This window comes from Pseudodesulfovibrio hydrargyri (genome assembly GCF_001874525.1).
Lineage (GTDB): Bacteria > Desulfobacterota > Desulfovibrionia > Desulfovibrionales > Desulfovibrionaceae > Pseudodesulfovibrio > Pseudodesulfovibrio hydrargyri.
This window is the reverse complement of the sequence record NZ_LKAQ01000004.1, coordinates 1,124,216-1,139,576: the sequence shown is the minus strand read 5'-3', so window position 1 is coordinate 1,139,576 and position 15,361 is coordinate 1,124,216. Positions and strand designations below refer to the sequence as shown.

Sequence of the window (15,361 nt, the reverse complement as noted above, 5' to 3'; positions counted from 1 at the left end):
GTGAGGGTCCTGCTCATCTCGGACACCGAAGCCAAGGGGGGCGCGGCGATTGCCGCGGCCCGCATGGCCCGCGCCCTGGCCGAAGCGGGCGTGGAGCTGGGCATGGCCGTCAACGACCCGGTTGAAGGCCCCGCCGCCGGACCGTGGGAGCGGTTCGTGCTGCGCTCCGCCCGGACCGCCGACTGGAGCGAGACGCCGGTCCCCGCCCTGGAGGACGAGGTCAACGGGGCCCTGCGCGGGATTCTCGACGAATTTCAGCCCGACGCGGTGTCCGTGCACAACATCCACGGCGGCGGGAAGGTCGGGTGGAACGTGAACATGGTCGGACTATGCGCCAAGCGGGTGCCGACCGTGTGGACCCTGCACGACGCCTGGAGCTTCACCGGCCGGTGCGCCTTTCCGGGAAACTGCCCGGAGTACGCCGACACGTGCGGGAAGCGGTGCCCGTCGCCGGACGGCTACCCCTTTCTGGACCGATCACGGATTTCCCGGGAGTTTTCCCGGAAACAACGCGTCCTGCATACCGCTGAACAGCTCGCGGCCGTAACGCCCTCCCGCTGGATGGCCGAATTGGCCCGCAAGGGCATATGGCAGGGACGCGAAGTGAGGGTGATCCCCAACTGCCTGGACGCAACCGTATACCGGCCGCGCGAGGACGCCGCCAAGCGGTTGGGCATCGACCCGGCAAGGCGGACGGTCCTCTTGTGCGCAGCCGATTTCGCCGATTCCCGCAAAGGGTTCGACCTGGCGCTTGAGGCGCTGGCGACGGGGAAATGCGGGCCGCTGCAGGCACTCGTCATGGGCCGGGGCGGCGATTTGCCCGAGTGGCCGGGCGTATCGGTGGTCCCCCTCGGGTTCGTGGACGGCCCGGAGCGCAAGTCCCTGGTCTACAGCGCGGCCCACGTCATGCTCCACCCCGCGCGGGAGGACAACCTGCCCAACGCGGTGCTCGAGTCCATGGCCTGCGGCACGCCCGTGGCCGGGTTTGCCGTGGGCGGCATGCCGGACCTAGTGACGACCGGGGAAAACGGCGTCCTGTCCGAGGACGTGTCCGGGCCGGGGTTGGCCGAGGCCATGGGCCGCTGCCTGCGGAATTCACGGTCCATGGGGGTTGCGGCCCGGCAACATGTGTTGGAGAATTTTACCGGCCAACAATTGAGCGAACGGTGGATGGAGCTGGTGGGCGGAATGCGCCCGTGCGCCCGGACGCACGCCGCTACGTCGGCGTAAAGGAAACTGGAGTTGCAAATGAACCGAATCACACTGCTGGACATCGACTACAACGCGACCTTCGAGAAAGGCTTCGATCCCCAACTGGTGGATTCGTCCCAGTTGGCGAAAGTCCTGCGGGACGCCGTGAGCACGCACGGCGACAAGGGCGGAATATACGGCGCATCGACCTCGGGGCAGGTGATTTATGAGGCCCTGGACCGAAAAGGGATCGACCGGTTCTTCGACCTCGCGGCCAACAAGAAGGAATTTTGCGGCCTGCCGGTCTTTCATCCGGCGCAGGCCCAGTGGCCGCCGTTCGTCATCATCGCGGTCAGCCCCTCCAACTACCTGTCGGTCCTCAAGACCATCTCTGGGGCCCTGCCGCCCGAGACCGAGTTGATCTTCCCCTGGCGGACGGAGTTCTTCAATCCCGCGATCTGGATGGAACAGTTCGCGGGCAGTGAAAACGGCGCGGCCACGGGGAGCACGGCCATGGAAGCGCGCGGCGGCGACCTGCGCGGGGCCGTGTCCTTTAAGGGCGAACGGGTGCTGCGGACCATCGGCGAACAGGATTTCGACTTCTACCACACCCTGTTGCGCGACGAGCGGGAGATGGCCTTCCTGCAGGAAAACGGCTTGGTCGAGACCTGGATTTCCGAACTGTCCACGCCCGAGCGGCTCCTGGTGGAACACAAGCCCCTGCTGCCGCACTCCCATCTCAACTGGACCATGACCCAGTTCAAGGACGCGGCCCTATTCTTCCTCGACCTGTGGGCAAAGCTCGTGGACCGGGGATACTCCCTGCAGGACTGCCACTGCGGCAACGTCATGTTCGACAACGGGCGGGCCGTGTTCGTGGACCTCTGTTCCATCGGCCCCCGAGAGGCCACCACGGTCTCGGTGCCGTTCATGGACCAGTTCCTCGACTCCTGGATCGCTCCGCTGAGCCTGGTCAAGACCTCGCAGCACCAGATATTCCGGGATAGCCTCGGCAAGAGGCTGCCCCTGGGGCAGGTCCTGCCCATGTGCGGCCAGTCCATCGCGGACGAGGTCAAAAGTCTCGCGGACGTGGGCAGGCGCTGCTTTGCCGCCAAGGACCTCCCGGCCTTCATCCGGGCCATGCGCGGTTGGGTGGAGGACGTGGAGATCGTCTATTCCGACTACGGCTGGGACAACGAGGGCTACCAGTCCGCCGCATTGGAGGACCTGGACAGAAAGACGGCCAAGGAGAAAATTGTCGACGGGCTGCTCGAACGGTTCCGCCCGGCGGACCTGCTGGACCTCGGCTGCAACAAGGGTCGCTACTCTCTGTTCGCCCTCAAGCGCGGCATGAGCGTGGTCGCCCTGGACACCGCCGAAAGCCTGGTGGACAAGCTGTACCTCTACGCCCGCGACAACGGACAGAACGTGTCCTCGTTCTACTGGGACCTGTCGCGGCTCAAAGGGTTCTTCGAGCCGGACAAAAAATTCGGGATGGTCGCCTACCTCGCCCTGATCCACCACCTGTATTTCACGGCCGGGATGCGCATGGATGAGATTGTCGCCCAGGCCGACGCCCTGTGCCGGAACGTGCTCCTCTTCGAATACGTCAGGCCCGTTAAGGACGAGCCTTTCGTGTACAACAACTTCGACGCGAAACGGCACGGCGGATATACGCCCAAGGCCATCAGGGAAAAGCTTCAGGCCCTGTTCGAAACGGTCGAGGAGGTCGAGGTCAGCGAATCCCGGATCCTGTTCGTGGCCTCCCGATAGGGAGACGGCGCCCCGGCGGGGCTACCCTACTTGCTGATCCACAGCGCGGTTTCCTGGAGCTGGCGCAGGAGGTTGACGGACACGGTGCTGGGGAAGAGGTTTTCCATGCGGGTCTGGGAGCCCGTGCCGCGCCGGCCCACGGCCACGGCGGCGTAGTGTCCGGCGCGGGCCTCCTTGAGGATGGCCTTGACCGGGTTGCGGCCGGTGACCATCTTGATGTCCATGCGTTCCTCCGGAATGCCGTGTTCGCCGAGGATGGCCAGGGCCTCTTCGAAGATGCGGGAGGACCGGACGTCGGCGTAGCCTGTCTGGGCCACGTGGAAGAGGGTGAAGGACTGACGCGGTTCCTGGGCGAGCATGTACCCGGCGTGATCGGCCATGCGCAGGGCCGGTTCCGAACCGTCGAGGCAGAGCAGGACGTTCTGGTGCGGGACCTGGGGCGGGCGCTTGCAGACCCAGATGGGAAAGTCGATGTCCTGCCACAGCAGTTCGTGGCACACGGAGTTTTCGAATATCTCCTCGAACCAGGAGAACCCCCTGCGGCCGAGGATGAGCGCGTCGTACAAACCTTCGCGGGCCTCGGCGATGAGTTCCCGGGCCGTGCCCAGGCGGGAGTGGACGACCTTGGTGCGGAGATTTTCGCCGTCACATCCGGCGATGTCCATGATCCAGCGGCGGGCGTCTTCCAGGGCCTTTTTGCCCCTGTCCTTGTTGTGGGCCACGATCTGGTCGGCCGCCTCGTCCGAGAGCGGCAGCCCGGCCTCCTGCCGGTCCCACAGGGCCGAGCGCGGGGCGGCGTAGAACAGGGTCAGCCTGAGGTCGCAAAACGAGTCGAAGGTGTCCTTGAGGAACCGCAGGTTGTAGGAGGCGGCGCGGTCGTCGCCGATGGCGAGAAGCAGTTCTTTCTGCACGGGGGAACTCCTGTTGACGGATACAATCCTGAAACCAGCCATACCGCGTGGAGCCGGGAAAAGACAAGGCCCGGCACTTGTCCTTTAAATCGGGGGCTGATACATCCTCAAGGACAATGCGCACCCCTGACCGCAAGCGGGCCGGATCGTTCCCGGCCGCCCATTTTCCGGCCGCGTTCCTGGCCGTCCTGATCCTGGCGGGAACGGCCATGGCCCAGAGCCTGAGCCTGACGGCCCCGACCCTGGCCAACGAGAACGGCCGGCTCACGGCTCGCTTCGGCATCGTGGTCGAGGACAGGCCGATCCTCAAGGGCGAGTTGGAGGACGGGGCCGTGCTGGTGCTCAAGTGCGAGGTCAGCCTGCTGGAGCCGCGCGACTACTGGCTGGACCGGGAGATCACCGAGGTCCATTTCCGCAGCAGGCTGAGTTTCGACCCGCTGACCCGCGAGTTCGTCATGACCCTGCCCGACCGGCAGACGCCGCTGCGGGGCAAGGACCTGGGCGCGGTCCTGGACGAGGGCTGGGGGACCATCGGCGCCACCCTGGGGTCCTGGTCCCTGCTCGACCGGGGCAGGAAATACTCCCTGCGCCTGCACACCTCCATGAACGAGGAGGACGCGCCCGAGGGGATGATGCGCTTCTTCTATTTCTGGTCCTGGGACGCCGGGGCCGACAACGCCTTCCAACTGGATTTCACCTTTTAGGGGGGGCCCCACGCGTGACGCCCGATCCGATCCGCATCAGCCCCACCAGCAGCCGGGACCAACGAAGGCACCGGCGCGAATACATCATCGCGCTCGTCTTCATCGTCCTCATCGCCGGGCTGACCTGGGCCGAGCTCAAGTACCTGAGCGGCGACTACTACCTGATCCTCAACCTGCTCATCCTGAACGTGGTCTTTTTGCTGGCCATGCTCTTCTACGTGGCCCGCAACGCGGTGCGCCTGGTCCTGGAACGCCGCCGCCGGGTGCTCGGGTCCAAGCTGCGAACCCGGCTGGTCCTGGCCTTCATCTCCCTTTCGCTCATCCCCACGGTGCTCATCTACCTGGTCTCGGTGAAGTTCGTGCAGACCTCGGTGGACTACTGGTTCAAGGGCCAGGTGGAGGAGTCCATGGAACAGGCCCTGGAACTCGGCCGGGCCTTCTACGGTTCCGCCCAGGACCGGCTGGAGCGGCGCGGCGCGGTCATGATCAAGGACATCGTGGACTCCAAGTTCGCCTGGGGCGGCAAGGCCATGGACAAGTACCTGAACCGCAAGTTCGACGAGTACGACCTGAGCCTGGTGGGCGTCATCACCCCGGAGGGCAACGAGCAGAACACCCACGCCTCGGCCCAGTGGAGCCAGGCCTGGCCCGAGATCAAGGAAAAGATCGACTGGCAGTCCCTGCGCGCCGACCCGCGCTCGTGGACCACGATCATCCCCAAGCCCGGCTCGGACCTGGTCCTGGGCGTGACCCCGGTGGACGAGGGCCGGACCGGCTATCTGGTGGTCGGCGAGACCGTGGGCCAGGGGCTGCTGCACCGGCTCGACCAGATCGTGCGCGGCCTGGACGAGTACAAGAAGCTCAAGACCCGCAAGTACCCGTGGAAAATGAATCTCTACCTGACCCTCGGGGTCATGGCCCTGCTCATCATCCTGGGGGCCATCTGGTTCGGGTTCCGGCTGGCCAAGGAGCTGTCCGCCCCGGTCCAGGCCCTGGCCGCGGGCACCGAGCGCATCGGGCGCGGCGACCTGTCCGTGCGCCTGGAGGACCGCTCCGACGACGAACTCGGCTTCCTGGTCCAGTCCTTCAACCGCATGGCCGAGGACCTGGAGCAGAGCCAGAACTCGGTGCAGCAGGCCAACGAGCGGCTGGCCCAGCAGAACCAGGAGCTGGAGCGGCGAGGCCAGTACATCGAGGCCGTGCTCAACAACATCACCTCGGGCGTCATTTCCATGGACGCCGAAGGGCGCATCGGCACGGTCAACACCGCTGCCGAGAGCATCCTCGGCATTCCCGGCGAATTCCTCATCGGCAAGATGCCCCACCGCTTCCTGTCCGGCGACTTCGCGGCCATGGTCGAGGAGGCCCTGGCCCAGCTGTCCACCAAGCCCGGCGGGGTCTGGCAGCGCCAGCTCGACCTGCCCGTGCGCGGCAAGCTGATCAAGGTCCTGGTCAACGTGGTTTCGCTCAAGAACGTGGGCGGCCGGGACGCGGGCCACGTGGCCGTGTTCGAGGATATCACCGAACTGGAGAAGATCCAGCGGCTGGCCGCCTGGCGCGAGGTGGCCCGGCGCATCGCCCACGAGATCAAGAACCCGCTCACGCCCATCAAGCTGTCGGCACAGCGGCTGCAGCGCAAGTACGGCGAGAGCATCGGCGAGAAGACCTTCAACGAATGCACCGGCCTGATCGTCAACCAGGTGGAGCGGCTCCAGAACATGGTCACCGAGTTCTCGGCCTACGCCAAGCTGCCCGAGGTCCAGCCCCGGCCGGACAGGCTCGTCCCGCTGCTCGAAGAGGTCACGGCCATGTTCGCCAACACCCACCGGGCGATCAAGTGGGACCTGTCCCTGCCGTCGGACATCGGCGAGTTCCCCTTTGACCGCGAAGGCATCCGCAAGGTGCTCATCAACCTGTTCACCAACGCGGCCGAGGCCCTCAAGGGCATGCGCGGCGGCGAGGTCCGGATCAGCGCCGCCCGCGACGCGGACGCGGGCACGGTGACCATCTCCGTGGCCGACAACGGCCCGGGCCTGCCCAAGGACTCGTCGCGCATGTTCGAGCCCTACTACACCGAGAAGAAAGGCGGCACCGGCCTGGGCCTGACCATCGTCCGGTCCATCATCGCCGACCACGGCGGCATGGTCCGCGCCGCCTCCAACCACCCCAAGGGCACGGTCTTCATCGTCGAACTGCACGACGCCTAGCCGCCGCTGCCCCGGCGATGCCCGGGCCCGGTTCGCGACCCGATCTTCCCCAACACGTACAACACCTTAAAGTGTTTTAGTGTCTGGCAATGAATATCCACTCGTGGTATTCTCCCTCCCGGATACGACGCTTCGGCAATGCAATGCAGACAAGGTGAACGATACGTGCGCGCAATAATCGCCGGTGGAACCGGCTTTATCGGCAGGGAACTGGTCCGGGAACTGAGGGAACACGGCTGGGAGATTCTCATCCTGTCGCGCAACCCGGGCAAGGTCGCCGCCGTGTTCGAAAACGGGGGCGTCATCGGCATGCCCTGGGACAACGGCTGGGCCGACCTGCTCGGCCCGGATACCGCCGTGGTCAACCTGGCCGGGGAGAACATCGCCGGGGGACGCTGGACCCGCAACCGCAAACAACGCATCCTCCAGAGCCGGGTCCGGGCCGGGGAACGCATCCTCCGGGCCGTGGAGCGGACGGGCGCGGCCCCGGGCGTGCTCATCCAGGCCTCGGCCGTGGGCTACTACGGCCCGCGCGGGACCTCCCCGGTCAACGAGTACGCCGAGTCCGGGTCCGGCTTCCTGGCCGACGTCTGCCGCCAGTGGGAAGCCTCCACCTCCATCCTCGAAAAACTGGGCACCCGGCGTTGCATCCTTCGCACCGGCATGGTCCTGGGCAACGGCGGCGCGCTCCCGCGCATGCTCCCGCCCTTCAAATACTACCTCGGCGGCCCCCCGGGCACCGGCCTCCAGGGCGTCTCCTGGATACACCTCAAGGACGAGGTCCGGGCCATCCGCTTCCTCATGGAAAACCCCGAGGCCAGCGGGCCCTACAACCTCTGCGCCCCGAATCCGGTCAACTTCGCCAAGTTCGCCCACATCCTCGGCACCATCCTGAACCGCCCCTACAAGACCCCGGTCCCACCCTTCGCCCTGCGCCTGCTCTTCGGCCAGATGGCCGAAGAGGTCCTCCTGTCCGGACAGCTCGCCCTGCCCGAACGCCTCACCCAGGCGGGCTTCGAGTTCACCTTCCCGGACCTGGCCGACGCCCTGCGCGACGTGTTGCGGTAGGGGAAATGCCTCCGGCGGCTGGGGCGCTGCCCCAGACCCCGCCAGGAAACCCTTTTCAAAGGGTTTCCTGGACCCTCCCAAACTTTTTATGTCGCCTGCGGCGAAGGTGTGAAGCGGGGTGGCGGATTGTTGCGCGGGCGGAGCCCGCCAAAGCGGTCTTGCGGCGTTTTCTTTCTTCTGAAAAGAGACAATGCTCATTACGACAGGCCATTTCCCAAAAACAAAACCCGCGATTTCGGGCAGGGGAAACGGCGGAAGGCGTCCTCGTCGCAGCCTTCCGCCATCACATGGACCTGAGCGAAGCGAACACGGGATTCTTAAGGCCCTCGGCCTTAAGCGGGTGCAGGACAGCGCTCTGCCCGTCGGAGACGCCGCCCGGCGAGGGCCCGCCGGAGGCATTCCCCACACCGAACAAAGCGCTCAGATCAGCCCGCGCCGCTTGAGTTCGCTCATAAGCGCGGCCACGTCCGTGCTCACGAAGTCCGGGTCGAGGCTCGCGAAGCCCTGAGCCTCGATGCGGCCGGTGGTCACGCCCGCGGACAGGGTTCCGGCGCGTTTGCCGGTCTCCACGTCCATGGGGTGGTCGCCGACCATGAGCGCCCGTTCGGGCGGCACATTGATGCATTGAAGCGCCCGGAGCAGATGGGCGGGGTCAGGCTTGAGACGGTCCGAGCTCTCCCGGGGCAGGAAGACCCGCAGATGGTCCTCGATATCCGGGAAGACCTTCTTGATGGCCGCCGAGATGTTCCGGGAGATCACGCCCGTGGCCACGCCGCGCGCCCCGAGGTCGTCGAGCACCGGCCGGGTGAACTCGTACAGGCAGCCGTCGCGGGCCGCGTCCAGCTCCATGGCCGCGATGACCAGCCGCCCGCGCGACAGGAACTCCAGCCCCTCGGCCCGGTCGCGCTCCATGACCTGCCGGGAGAGCTTTTCCAGCCATTCCAGGGCGGGCGTGCCGTCCGGCACCGGGCGTTCGTCCATGAACACCTCGCCGAGCGCCGCGATCTTGGTCTTCATGAAGTCGAAGTCCAGGGGCACGTCGGCCAACGTACCGTCAAAGTCGAAGATGATGGCGTCGAGTTTCAAGGGGAGCCTCCGGCGGCCGGGGGAAGGGGAAAGGGAAACCCTTTGAAAAGGGTTGTCCCTCTCCCCTTCCCCCGGACCCCCATCCCCTCTCCTTTCCTAAATTTTTTAGGTGCGCTTCGCGCAAGGAGAGATGGGCGGGTGTGTGGTTCGGGTTCGGGTGGTCGGGGTATGAAAGACTATTTCGCCAGTTCGCGCAAGAGCGTCAGGCTGCGCACGTCGTCCTGGAGGTCCTCCTTCTTGGGGGTCTCCAGGGTCTTGGGGATGTCCACGAAGCGCGGGTCGCGCATGAGGTTGCGGAAACCCTCCACGCCGATCTCGCCCTGGCCGACGAGTTCGTGCCGGTCTTTGCGCGAACCGAATTCGTTCTTGGTGTCGTTCAGGTGGAAGAACTTCAGACGGGGAAGGCCGATGACCCGGTCGAAGGTCTCGAAGGTGGCCGCGTAGGTCTCCGGAGTGCGGATGTCGTAACCGGCGGCGAAGGTGTGGCAGGTGTCGTAGCACACGCCGAGCCGGTCCGGGTGGGCCGAGGCCTCGATGATGGCCGCCAGCTCCTCGAAGGTGGACCCGAGGTTGGTGCCCTGCCCGGCGGTGGTCTCGAGCAGGATCATACCCTGCCTGGTGCCGGACCGCTCGATGGCCCGGTCCAGGTTGGCGGCGTAACGCTCAATGCCCGCCTCGACGCCGGCGCCCAGGTGGGAGCCGGGGTGGGTGACCAGATACGGAATGGACAGGGTCTCGATGCGCCTGAGTTCCTCGGCAAAGGCCAGGACCGAGCGCTTGATCAGGTCTTCCTTGTTCGATGCGAGATTGATCAGATAGGAATCGTGGGCCGCCACCGGGTAGTCGCCCCACCGCGCCCGGGCCGCCGCGAACAGTTCCGCGTCGTACTCGGTCAGTTCCGGGACCTTCCACTGCCGCTGGTTGCGGGTGAATATCTGCAGGGCCGTGCCGTCCACCCGCATGATCCGCTCGAAGGCCATGTGCAGGCCCCCGGCGATGGACATGTGCGAGCCCAAATACATGGGACGATCCGCCCGGCTAGTCGATCCAGCCGCCCAGGGCGTCCACGATCTTCTGGGCCTGGGCCTGGGAGGAGATGTTGAACTTGGACTTGGGGCGGTAGGTGCCGTCCACCTTCTGGTAGCGGCGGATGGTGTACTTGTCCGGGCCGTACTCGCCCTTGGCGCGATTGAGTTCCTGGTAGCGGAACACGATGGTGGTCCAGGCGCCCTTGGAAAGAACGACCTTGTCCAGCTCCTTGACGATGAGCTGGTTGTCTTCGGAATAGTTGATGGTGATTTCGTCCACGGTGGCTGCCATACTGCACTCCTGATATATGATGTCCGCAGTGTCGCTGCGGCTGGCGCTACCCATACATATGTAGTGGGGGTATGGCAACCCCGGTATTTCGGGCCTCCCCGGCGGCCGAACCGCGAGGCCGGCCCATCCGACCGGGTGAAACCGGTCATTGTCACCAAGACGAATACAAGGTATCCAGCTGCCCAGGCCCGAGGGAGCCGAGCCGAGGATACGACGACGAGAATGCCCAAACACCCCGCAAGACGACCCCCAAAACGGAACGCGGCCCCGTGCCGCCTGAAGAACCTGGCCGCGACGCTGCTCCTTGCCTGCGCCCTGGTGCTGCCCTGCGCCGGACCGGCACCGGCCGAGCCCGTGGAGCTGGCCGTGGGCGTGGAGCGCATCGACTACCCGCCCTACGGCTCCTTCCGACACGGCGACTACGAGGGCTATGCCCGCGACCTGCTCGATTCATTCGCCATCGAATACGGCTACACCATGGTCTATGTGCCCCTGCCCGTGAAGCGGCTGTACCAGGAGTTCCTGGAGACCCGCACCCTGGACCTGAAATTCCCGGACTCCCCGGACTGGCACCCGGGCAGGCGCAAGGGGTTGCACATCATCTATTCCGATCCGGTCTGCTCGTACACGGACGGCATCCTGGTCAAGCCCGAAAACCTGGGCAAGGGCATGGGGGCCATCAAGACCCTGGGCATCCTGGCCGGGTTCAAGCCGTGGCTGCTCACCCCGCCCATCGACCCCAAGTCGGTCAAGGTATCGGAAAACGCCTCCATCTCGGGGCTGCTGGGCAAGGGGCTCATGGGCCGGGTGGACGGCGTCTACGCCAACGTGGAGGCGGCCCGCCACCTGCTCTCGGCCATGGACCGCACGGACCAGCTGGTCCTCGACCCCTGCCTGCCGCACACGACCGGTTCCTACCGGCTGTCGACCATCAAGCGCCCCCTGGTCATGCGGGAGTTCGACCGCTTTTTGAAGAACCGCTCCGCATTGGTGGACTCCCTCAAGCGCAAGCACGGTCTGGACCGCTAGGGCTACTCCAGTTCGAGGCTTTCGGCCTTGAGCTGGCCGCAGGCCGCCTTGATGTCCGCGCCCATTGAGCGGCGGATGAAGGCGGTCAGGCCGTGGTCCCACAGACGCTTTTCAAAGGCCTCGACCCGTTCGCGGTCGGGCGCGCCGTAGGGCATGCCCTCGGTGGCATTGTAGGCGATGAGGTTGATCTTGCCCTTCTTGCGGTCGATGAGCCGGGCCAGCTGGTCCGCGTGCTCCATGGAGTCGTTGACGTCCTTGAGCAGCAGGTACTCGAAGGTGATCCGCTCGCGCGGGCGCATGGGATAAGCGGCCAGGGCGGCCATGAGGTCGTCCAGGTGGACCTTCGCGGCCTTGGGCATGATCCTGGCGCGCAGGTCCTGGGTGGGCGCGTGCAGGGAGATGGCCGGCAGGGCGATCTCCAGGTCGCCCAGAATCTTGAGCTTGTCCGGGAAGCCCACGGTGGAAACCATGGACCGCCGCCAGGACAGGGACAGGCCGCGCTCGCACGGCAGGTCGGTCAGAACCTTGATCAGGGTGTCCAGGTTGAGCAGCGGCTCGCCCATGCCCATGAACACGAGGTTCTTGAGCTCGTTCATGGACCGGTCGGCCAAATACTGCCGTGCCACCAGTATCTGCCCCATGATCTCGCCGTAGGTCAGGTTGCGCTCGAAGCCGAGCTTGCCGGTGTTGCAGAAGGTGCAGGCCATGGCGCAGCCCACCTGGGTGGACAGGCACTGGGAGTAGCGGTCCTGCATGGGGATGAGCACGGTCTCGATGAGCTTGCCGTCGGCCAGCCGAAGCAGGAACTTGATGGTCCCGTCCCGGCTCTCGGCCACGCGGGCGATTTCCGGCCAGACGATGTCCGCCATGGCGGCCAGCTTCTCGCGCAGGGGCTTGGACAGGTTGGTCATGGCCTCCACGTCGCGCACGCGCTTCTGCCACAGCCACTGCCAGATCTGCTCGGCCCGGTAGCGGGGTTCCTTCAGGTCCTCGGCCACAAAGGCCTCGAGGTCATTCTTGTTCAGCTCGATAAGATTGTGCATGGGCGTTCCTTGCAGGACAGGGGCGGGCGGTGTCAAGGCCCATCGAGGACCGGACTTCATGTGCAAAAAGCGGCCAGGGGTTTGCCGTACGGTCCGCAGTGCGTTATAACCCGTCCGTCCGAGAAAAACGACAATCCGGAGGAACTCTTAAAATGTGCAATAAATTCAGCAGAATCGTCTGCCTGGTCGTGGTCTTTTCCCTGCTCGTCCTGAACGTCGCTTCCGCCCGTGCCGGGCTCGTCTCCACCGAGTCGGCCCTGGCGGCCAGCCGCAGCGCGGACAACCGCGCCATGGTCCTGGCCCAGCTGCAGCGCGAAGACGTGCGCCAGGTCCTGCAGAGCAAGGGGTTGTCCGTGGCCGAAGTCGAGCAGCGCGTCAACGCTTTGTCCGACGCCGAGGTCAACCAGATCGCGGAGCGCATGAACGACATGCCCGCGGGCGGCGGCGCCTTCGGCGTGGTCATCGGGGCCGTGCTCCTGGTCTTCATCATCCTGCTCATCACGGACATGGCCGGAGCCACGGACGTCTTCCCGTTCGTGAAAAAGGCCCGGTAGCCGAAACTCAATGCACCGCATCACACGGGGCGGCGGCCGCCTGGCCGCCGCCTGTCTCGCCCTGCTCCTCCTGGCCCTGGGATCGGGCTGCAGCCTGTACGGCGGCGTCATGCCGCCCTCGCCCACGGGCGCGGAACTGACCCGCGTGCACGACGTGCCCTTCTACCCCCAGGAGGAGTACCAGTGCGGCCCGGCCGCCCTGGCCATGACCATGACCTGGAGCGGGGTCCCGGTTGCGCCCGAGGACCTGACCGCCGAGGTCTACACCCCGGCGAGCAAGGGCAGCATCCAGCCCGACATGATCACCGCCGCCCGCCGCCACGGGCGCATGGCCTACGTCATCCACGGTGCGGACCGGCTGTCCGCCGAGATAGGCGCGGGCAATCCGGTCATCGTCCTGCAGAACCTCGCCCTGTCCTGGTACCCGGTCTGGCACTACGCCGTGGTCACCGGACTGGACAACGGCACCGGCGAGGTCCTGCTCAACTCGGGCACGATCCGGTCCAAGCGCAGCCCGTGGCGGGTTTTCGAGAACACCTGGGGCCCGGACTTCTGGGGGCTTCTGGTCCTGCCGCCCTCGCGCCTGCCCGCCACGGCCCGGGAAAAGGAGTGGCTGGACGGGGCCGTTGGGCTGGAGCGGGCCAAGCAATGGGCCGGGGCCGAACAGGCCTACGCCACCGCCACGGGCCGCTGGCCCCAGAGCCACGACGCCTGGATCGGCCTGGGCAACGCCCGCTACTCCCTGGGCAACGCGCAGGGCGCGGCCGAAGCCTTCCGCAAGGCCGCCGAGGTCAAACCGGACAGCGGCATCGCCTTCAACAACCTGGCCTTTGTCCTGAACGAACTGGGGTGCCGCGACGAGGCCCTTGCGGCCGCACGCAAGGCCGTGTCCCTGGGCGGCCCGCAGGTCGAGGCCTTCCGCCAGACCCTGTCCGATATCGAAAAGTAGCCGCCCGCCTCCCCTTCCGCCTTCCTCCTGTATCGCATCCCTGTCCGCCATGGTTTGCGCGGCTTTGTATTCACAAAATCTATGAGTGCAAAAGCGAGAGTATATAGAAAGAATTGGTTCAGGCGGTTGTATTCCTCTATGTTTCGTATCGGAATTGGGGGAAGGTCTGCTCTTTATTGGGGGAAAGTCCGCTTTTTACTCAAGGAGGAGGTATGACCAACTTTTTCGCCTCTCGGAAAGGGATCATTTCCGTCGGGCTCGTCATCGGCTGCCTGGCCGCGTTGCTGCAATATCTGGGCAACCCCGGGAACATGGGCATCTGCGTGGCCTGTTTCGAACGGGACATCGCCGGTGCCGTGGGACTGCACCGGGCGGGCGTGGTCCAGTACATGCGCCCCGAGATAATCGGCTTCGTGCTCGGCGCGCTGGGCGCGGCCTTCATGGGCCGCGACTTCCGGCCCAGGGCCGGTTCCGCGCCCATCGTCCGCTTCGTGCTCGGCGTGTTCGCCATGATCGGGGCCCTGGTCTTCCTGGGCTGCCCCTGGCGGGCCATCCTGCGCCTGGCAGGCGGCGACCTGAACGCCCTGTTCGGCATCGCCGGGCTCATCGTCGGCATCGGCATCGGCACCCTGTTCTTCCGCCAGGGGTACAACCTGGGCCGGGCTCAGAAGACCTACCCGTCCGTGGGAGTGGTCATGCCCCTGATCATGGCCGGATTCCTGGCGCTCATGTTCATCTACCCGCAGGTGGCCGACGAGGCCAAGTCCGGGGTGCTCTTCTACAGCCTCAAGGGCCCCGGGGCCATGCACGCGCCCCTGTTCGTCTCGCTGGCCGTGGGCCTGCTGGTCGGCACCCTGGCCCAGCGCAGCCGGTTCTGCACCATGGGGGCCTTCCGCGACCTGATCCTGTTCAAGCAGGTCCACCTGCTCTCGGGCGTGATCGCCCTGCTGGTGGCCGCCTTCGCGGTCAACCTGATCCTGGGCCAGTTCCACATGGGCTTCGCCAACCAGCCCGTGGCCCACACCCAGGGCCTGTGGAACTTCATGGGCATGGTCCTGGCCGGACTGTGCTTCGCCCTGGCCGGCGGCTGCCCGGGCCGCCAGCTGTTCATGGCGGGCGAGGGAGACGGCGACGCGGCCGTGTTCGTGCTCGGCATGATCGTGGGAGCGGGTTTCTCCCACAACTTCGGGTTGGCCAGTTCGCCCAAGGGCGTGGGCCCGCACGGTATCGCGGCGGTCTTCATCGGCCTGGCGGTCTGCCTGTTCATCGGTTTTACCATGCGCAAGAAAACGGCATAGGGGGACGGCATGAGTGAATTAGTCGACGCGCGGGGCCTGTCCTGCCCCCAACCGGTACTGGATACCCTGGCCAAGATCGCGGCCATGGGCACGGGCGAACTCGAGGTCCTGGTGGACACCGAAGCGTCCAAGGAAAACGTGGCCCGCGCCGCCCAGGGCAAGGGCTGGAAGGTGGATTCCATCTCCGAGGAAGGCGGCGAATACCGCCTGAAACTGCTCGGGGGCTAG

General features: G+C 65.9%; 15 protein-coding genes. 10 read left to right on the top strand and 5 right to left on the bottom strand.

Features of this window, described 5'->3' with window-relative positions:
* Together BerOc1_RS09735 and BerOc1_RS09730 are read left to right on the top strand one after the other, a co-directional pair.
* Positions 1 to 1,230 carry a glycosyltransferase gene (locus BerOc1_RS09735; RefSeq protein ID WP_071545512.1) on the top strand — a complete coding sequence of 410 codons (1,230 nt, stop codon included), beginning with the start codon at positions 1 to 3 and terminating at the stop codon, positions 1,228 to 1,230.
* A gap of 18 nt (positions 1,231 to 1,248) precedes the next feature.
* Positions 1,249 to 2,964 (top strand): class I SAM-dependent methyltransferase, encoded by a 1,716-nt coding sequence (locus BerOc1_RS09730; protein ID WP_071545511.1) that lies wholly within the window; start codon positions 1,249 to 1,251, stop codon positions 2,962 to 2,964.
* A 26-nt stretch (positions 2,965 to 2,990) separates the two neighbouring features.
* Here the strand turns inward: BerOc1_RS09730 and BerOc1_RS09725 are convergent, their stop codons facing one another.
* Complete coding sequence (locus tag BerOc1_RS09725) at positions 2,991 to 3,875, bottom strand: universal stress protein (RefSeq protein ID WP_071545510.1); 885 nt, start codon at positions 3,873 to 3,875, stop codon at positions 2,991 to 2,993.
* A 116-nt stretch (positions 3,876 to 3,991) separates the two neighbouring features.
* Here BerOc1_RS09725 and BerOc1_RS09720 point away from each other — a divergent pair, with 116 nt between their 5' ends.
* The 3 genes from BerOc1_RS09720 (at position 3,992) to BerOc1_RS09710 (ending at position 7,854) form a co-directional block, all read left to right on the top strand.
* The gene (locus BerOc1_RS09720) at positions 3,992 to 4,579 is read left to right on the top strand and encodes a DUF4390 domain-containing protein (protein ID WP_071545509.1); all 588 of its coding nucleotides are present in this window, start codon (positions 3,992 to 3,994) and stop codon (positions 4,577 to 4,579) included.
* Between the two features lie 14 nt (positions 4,580 to 4,593).
* A complete protein-coding gene (locus BerOc1_RS09715) occupies positions 4,594 to 6,786 on the top strand; it encodes a sensor histidine kinase (RefSeq protein WP_071545508.1) in 2,193 nt (730 codons plus the stop codon).
* Positions 6,787 to 6,951: 165 nt separating this feature from the next.
* Entirely contained in the window at positions 6,952 to 7,854 is a 903-nt protein-coding gene (locus tag BerOc1_RS09710; RefSeq protein WP_071545507.1) for a TIGR01777 family oxidoreductase, read from the top strand.
* A 420-nt stretch (positions 7,855 to 8,274) separates the two neighbouring features.
* On the opposite strand, the gene BerOc1_RS09705 is transcribed toward BerOc1_RS09710, so the two are convergent.
* The 3 genes from BerOc1_RS09705 to BerOc1_RS09695 all read right to left on the bottom strand — a co-directional run bounded on the left by BerOc1_RS09705 (position 8,275) and on the right by BerOc1_RS09695 (position 10,260).
* The gene (locus tag BerOc1_RS09705) at positions 8,275 to 8,940 is read right to left on the bottom strand and encodes an HAD family hydrolase (protein ID WP_071545506.1); all 666 of its coding nucleotides are present in this window, start codon (positions 8,938 to 8,940) and stop codon (positions 8,275 to 8,277) included.
* A 176-nt stretch (positions 8,941 to 9,116) separates the two neighbouring features.
* Positions 9,117 to 9,962 (bottom strand): deoxyribonuclease IV, encoded by an 846-nt coding sequence (locus BerOc1_RS09700; protein WP_071545505.1) that lies wholly within the window; start codon positions 9,960 to 9,962, stop codon positions 9,117 to 9,119.
* A gap of 16 nt (positions 9,963 to 9,978) precedes the next feature.
* Positions 9,979 to 10,260, bottom strand: a complete 282-nt coding sequence (locus tag BerOc1_RS09695; protein ID WP_071545504.1) for a hypothetical protein — start codon at positions 10,258 to 10,260, stop codon at positions 9,979 to 9,981.
* 222 nt (positions 10,261 to 10,482) lie between these two features.
* On the opposite strand from BerOc1_RS09695, the gene BerOc1_RS09690 reads away from it, so the two are divergent.
* Positions 10,483 to 11,289 (top strand): transporter substrate-binding domain-containing protein, encoded by an 807-nt coding sequence (locus BerOc1_RS09690; RefSeq protein WP_084641326.1) that lies wholly within the window; start codon positions 10,483 to 10,485, stop codon positions 11,287 to 11,289.
* A 2-nt stretch (positions 11,290 to 11,291) separates the two neighbouring features.
* Here the strand turns inward: BerOc1_RS09690 and rlmN are convergent, their stop codons facing one another.
* Positions 11,292 to 12,332 (bottom strand): dual-specificity RNA methyltransferase RlmN, encoded by a 1,041-nt coding sequence (gene rlmN / locus BerOc1_RS09685; protein ID WP_071545503.1) that lies wholly within the window; start codon positions 12,330 to 12,332, stop codon positions 11,292 to 11,294.
* A gap of 152 nt (positions 12,333 to 12,484) precedes the next feature.
* Between rlmN and BerOc1_RS09680 the strand changes: the two genes are divergently transcribed.
* The 4 genes from BerOc1_RS09680 to BerOc1_RS09665 all read left to right on the top strand — a co-directional run bounded on the left by BerOc1_RS09680 (position 12,485) and on the right by BerOc1_RS09665 (position 15,361).
* Positions 12,485 to 12,886 carry a PA2779 family protein gene (locus tag BerOc1_RS09680; RefSeq protein ID WP_071545502.1) on the top strand — a complete coding sequence of 134 codons (402 nt, stop codon included), beginning with the start codon at positions 12,485 to 12,487 and terminating at the stop codon, positions 12,884 to 12,886.
* Positions 12,887 to 12,896: 10 nt separating this feature from the next.
* On the top strand, positions 12,897 to 13,835 hold the full coding sequence (locus BerOc1_RS09675) for a PA2778 family cysteine peptidase (protein ID WP_071545501.1): 939 nt from the start codon (positions 12,897 to 12,899) through the stop codon (positions 13,833 to 13,835).
* 212 nt (positions 13,836 to 14,047) lie between these two features.
* Positions 14,048 to 15,133: a YedE family putative selenium transporter gene (gene yedE / locus BerOc1_RS09670; RefSeq protein ID WP_071545500.1), complete on the top strand. Its 1,086-nt coding sequence runs from the start codon at positions 14,048 to 14,050 to the stop codon at positions 15,131 to 15,133.
* A 9-nt stretch (positions 15,134 to 15,142) separates the two neighbouring features.
* Positions 15,143 to 15,361: a sulfurtransferase TusA family protein gene (locus tag BerOc1_RS09665; protein WP_071545499.1), complete on the top strand. Its 219-nt coding sequence runs from the start codon at positions 15,143 to 15,145 to the stop codon at positions 15,359 to 15,361.

Bases quoted from the DNA above. Each gene is read 5' to 3' on its own strand.
- BerOc1_RS09695 (WP_071545504.1), bottom strand. From the start codon at position 10,260: ATGGCAGCCACCGTGGACGAAATCACCATCAACTATTCCGAAGACAAC.
- BerOc1_RS09690 (WP_084641326.1), top strand. From the start codon at position 10,483: ATGCCCAAACACCCCGCAAGACGACCCCCAAAACGGAACGCGGCCCCG.
- BerOc1_RS09680 (WP_071545502.1), top strand. From the start codon at position 12,485: ATGTGCAATAAATTCAGCAGAATCGTCTGCCTGGTCGTGGTCTTTTCC.
- yedE (WP_071545500.1), top strand. From the start codon at position 14,048: ATGACCAACTTTTTCGCCTCTCGGAAAGGGATCATTTCCGTCGGGCTC.
- BerOc1_RS09665 (WP_071545499.1), top strand. From the start codon at position 15,143: ATGAGTGAATTAGTCGACGCGCGGGGCCTGTCCTGCCCCCAACCGGTA.
- BerOc1_RS09730 (WP_071545511.1), top strand. From the start codon at position 1,249: ATGAACCGAATCACACTGCTGGACATCGACTACAACGCGACCTTCGAG.
- BerOc1_RS09700 (WP_071545505.1), bottom strand. From the start codon at position 9,962: ATGTATTTGGGCTCGCACATGTCCATCGCCGGGGGCCTGCACATGGCC.
- BerOc1_RS09720 (WP_071545509.1), top strand. From the start codon at position 3,992: ATGCGCACCCCTGACCGCAAGCGGGCCGGATCGTTCCCGGCCGCCCAT.
- BerOc1_RS09675 (WP_071545501.1), top strand. From the start codon at position 12,897: ATGCACCGCATCACACGGGGCGGCGGCCGCCTGGCCGCCGCCTGTCTC.
- rlmN (WP_071545503.1), bottom strand. From the start codon at position 12,332: ATGCACAATCTTATCGAGCTGAACAAGAATGACCTCGAGGCCTTTGTG.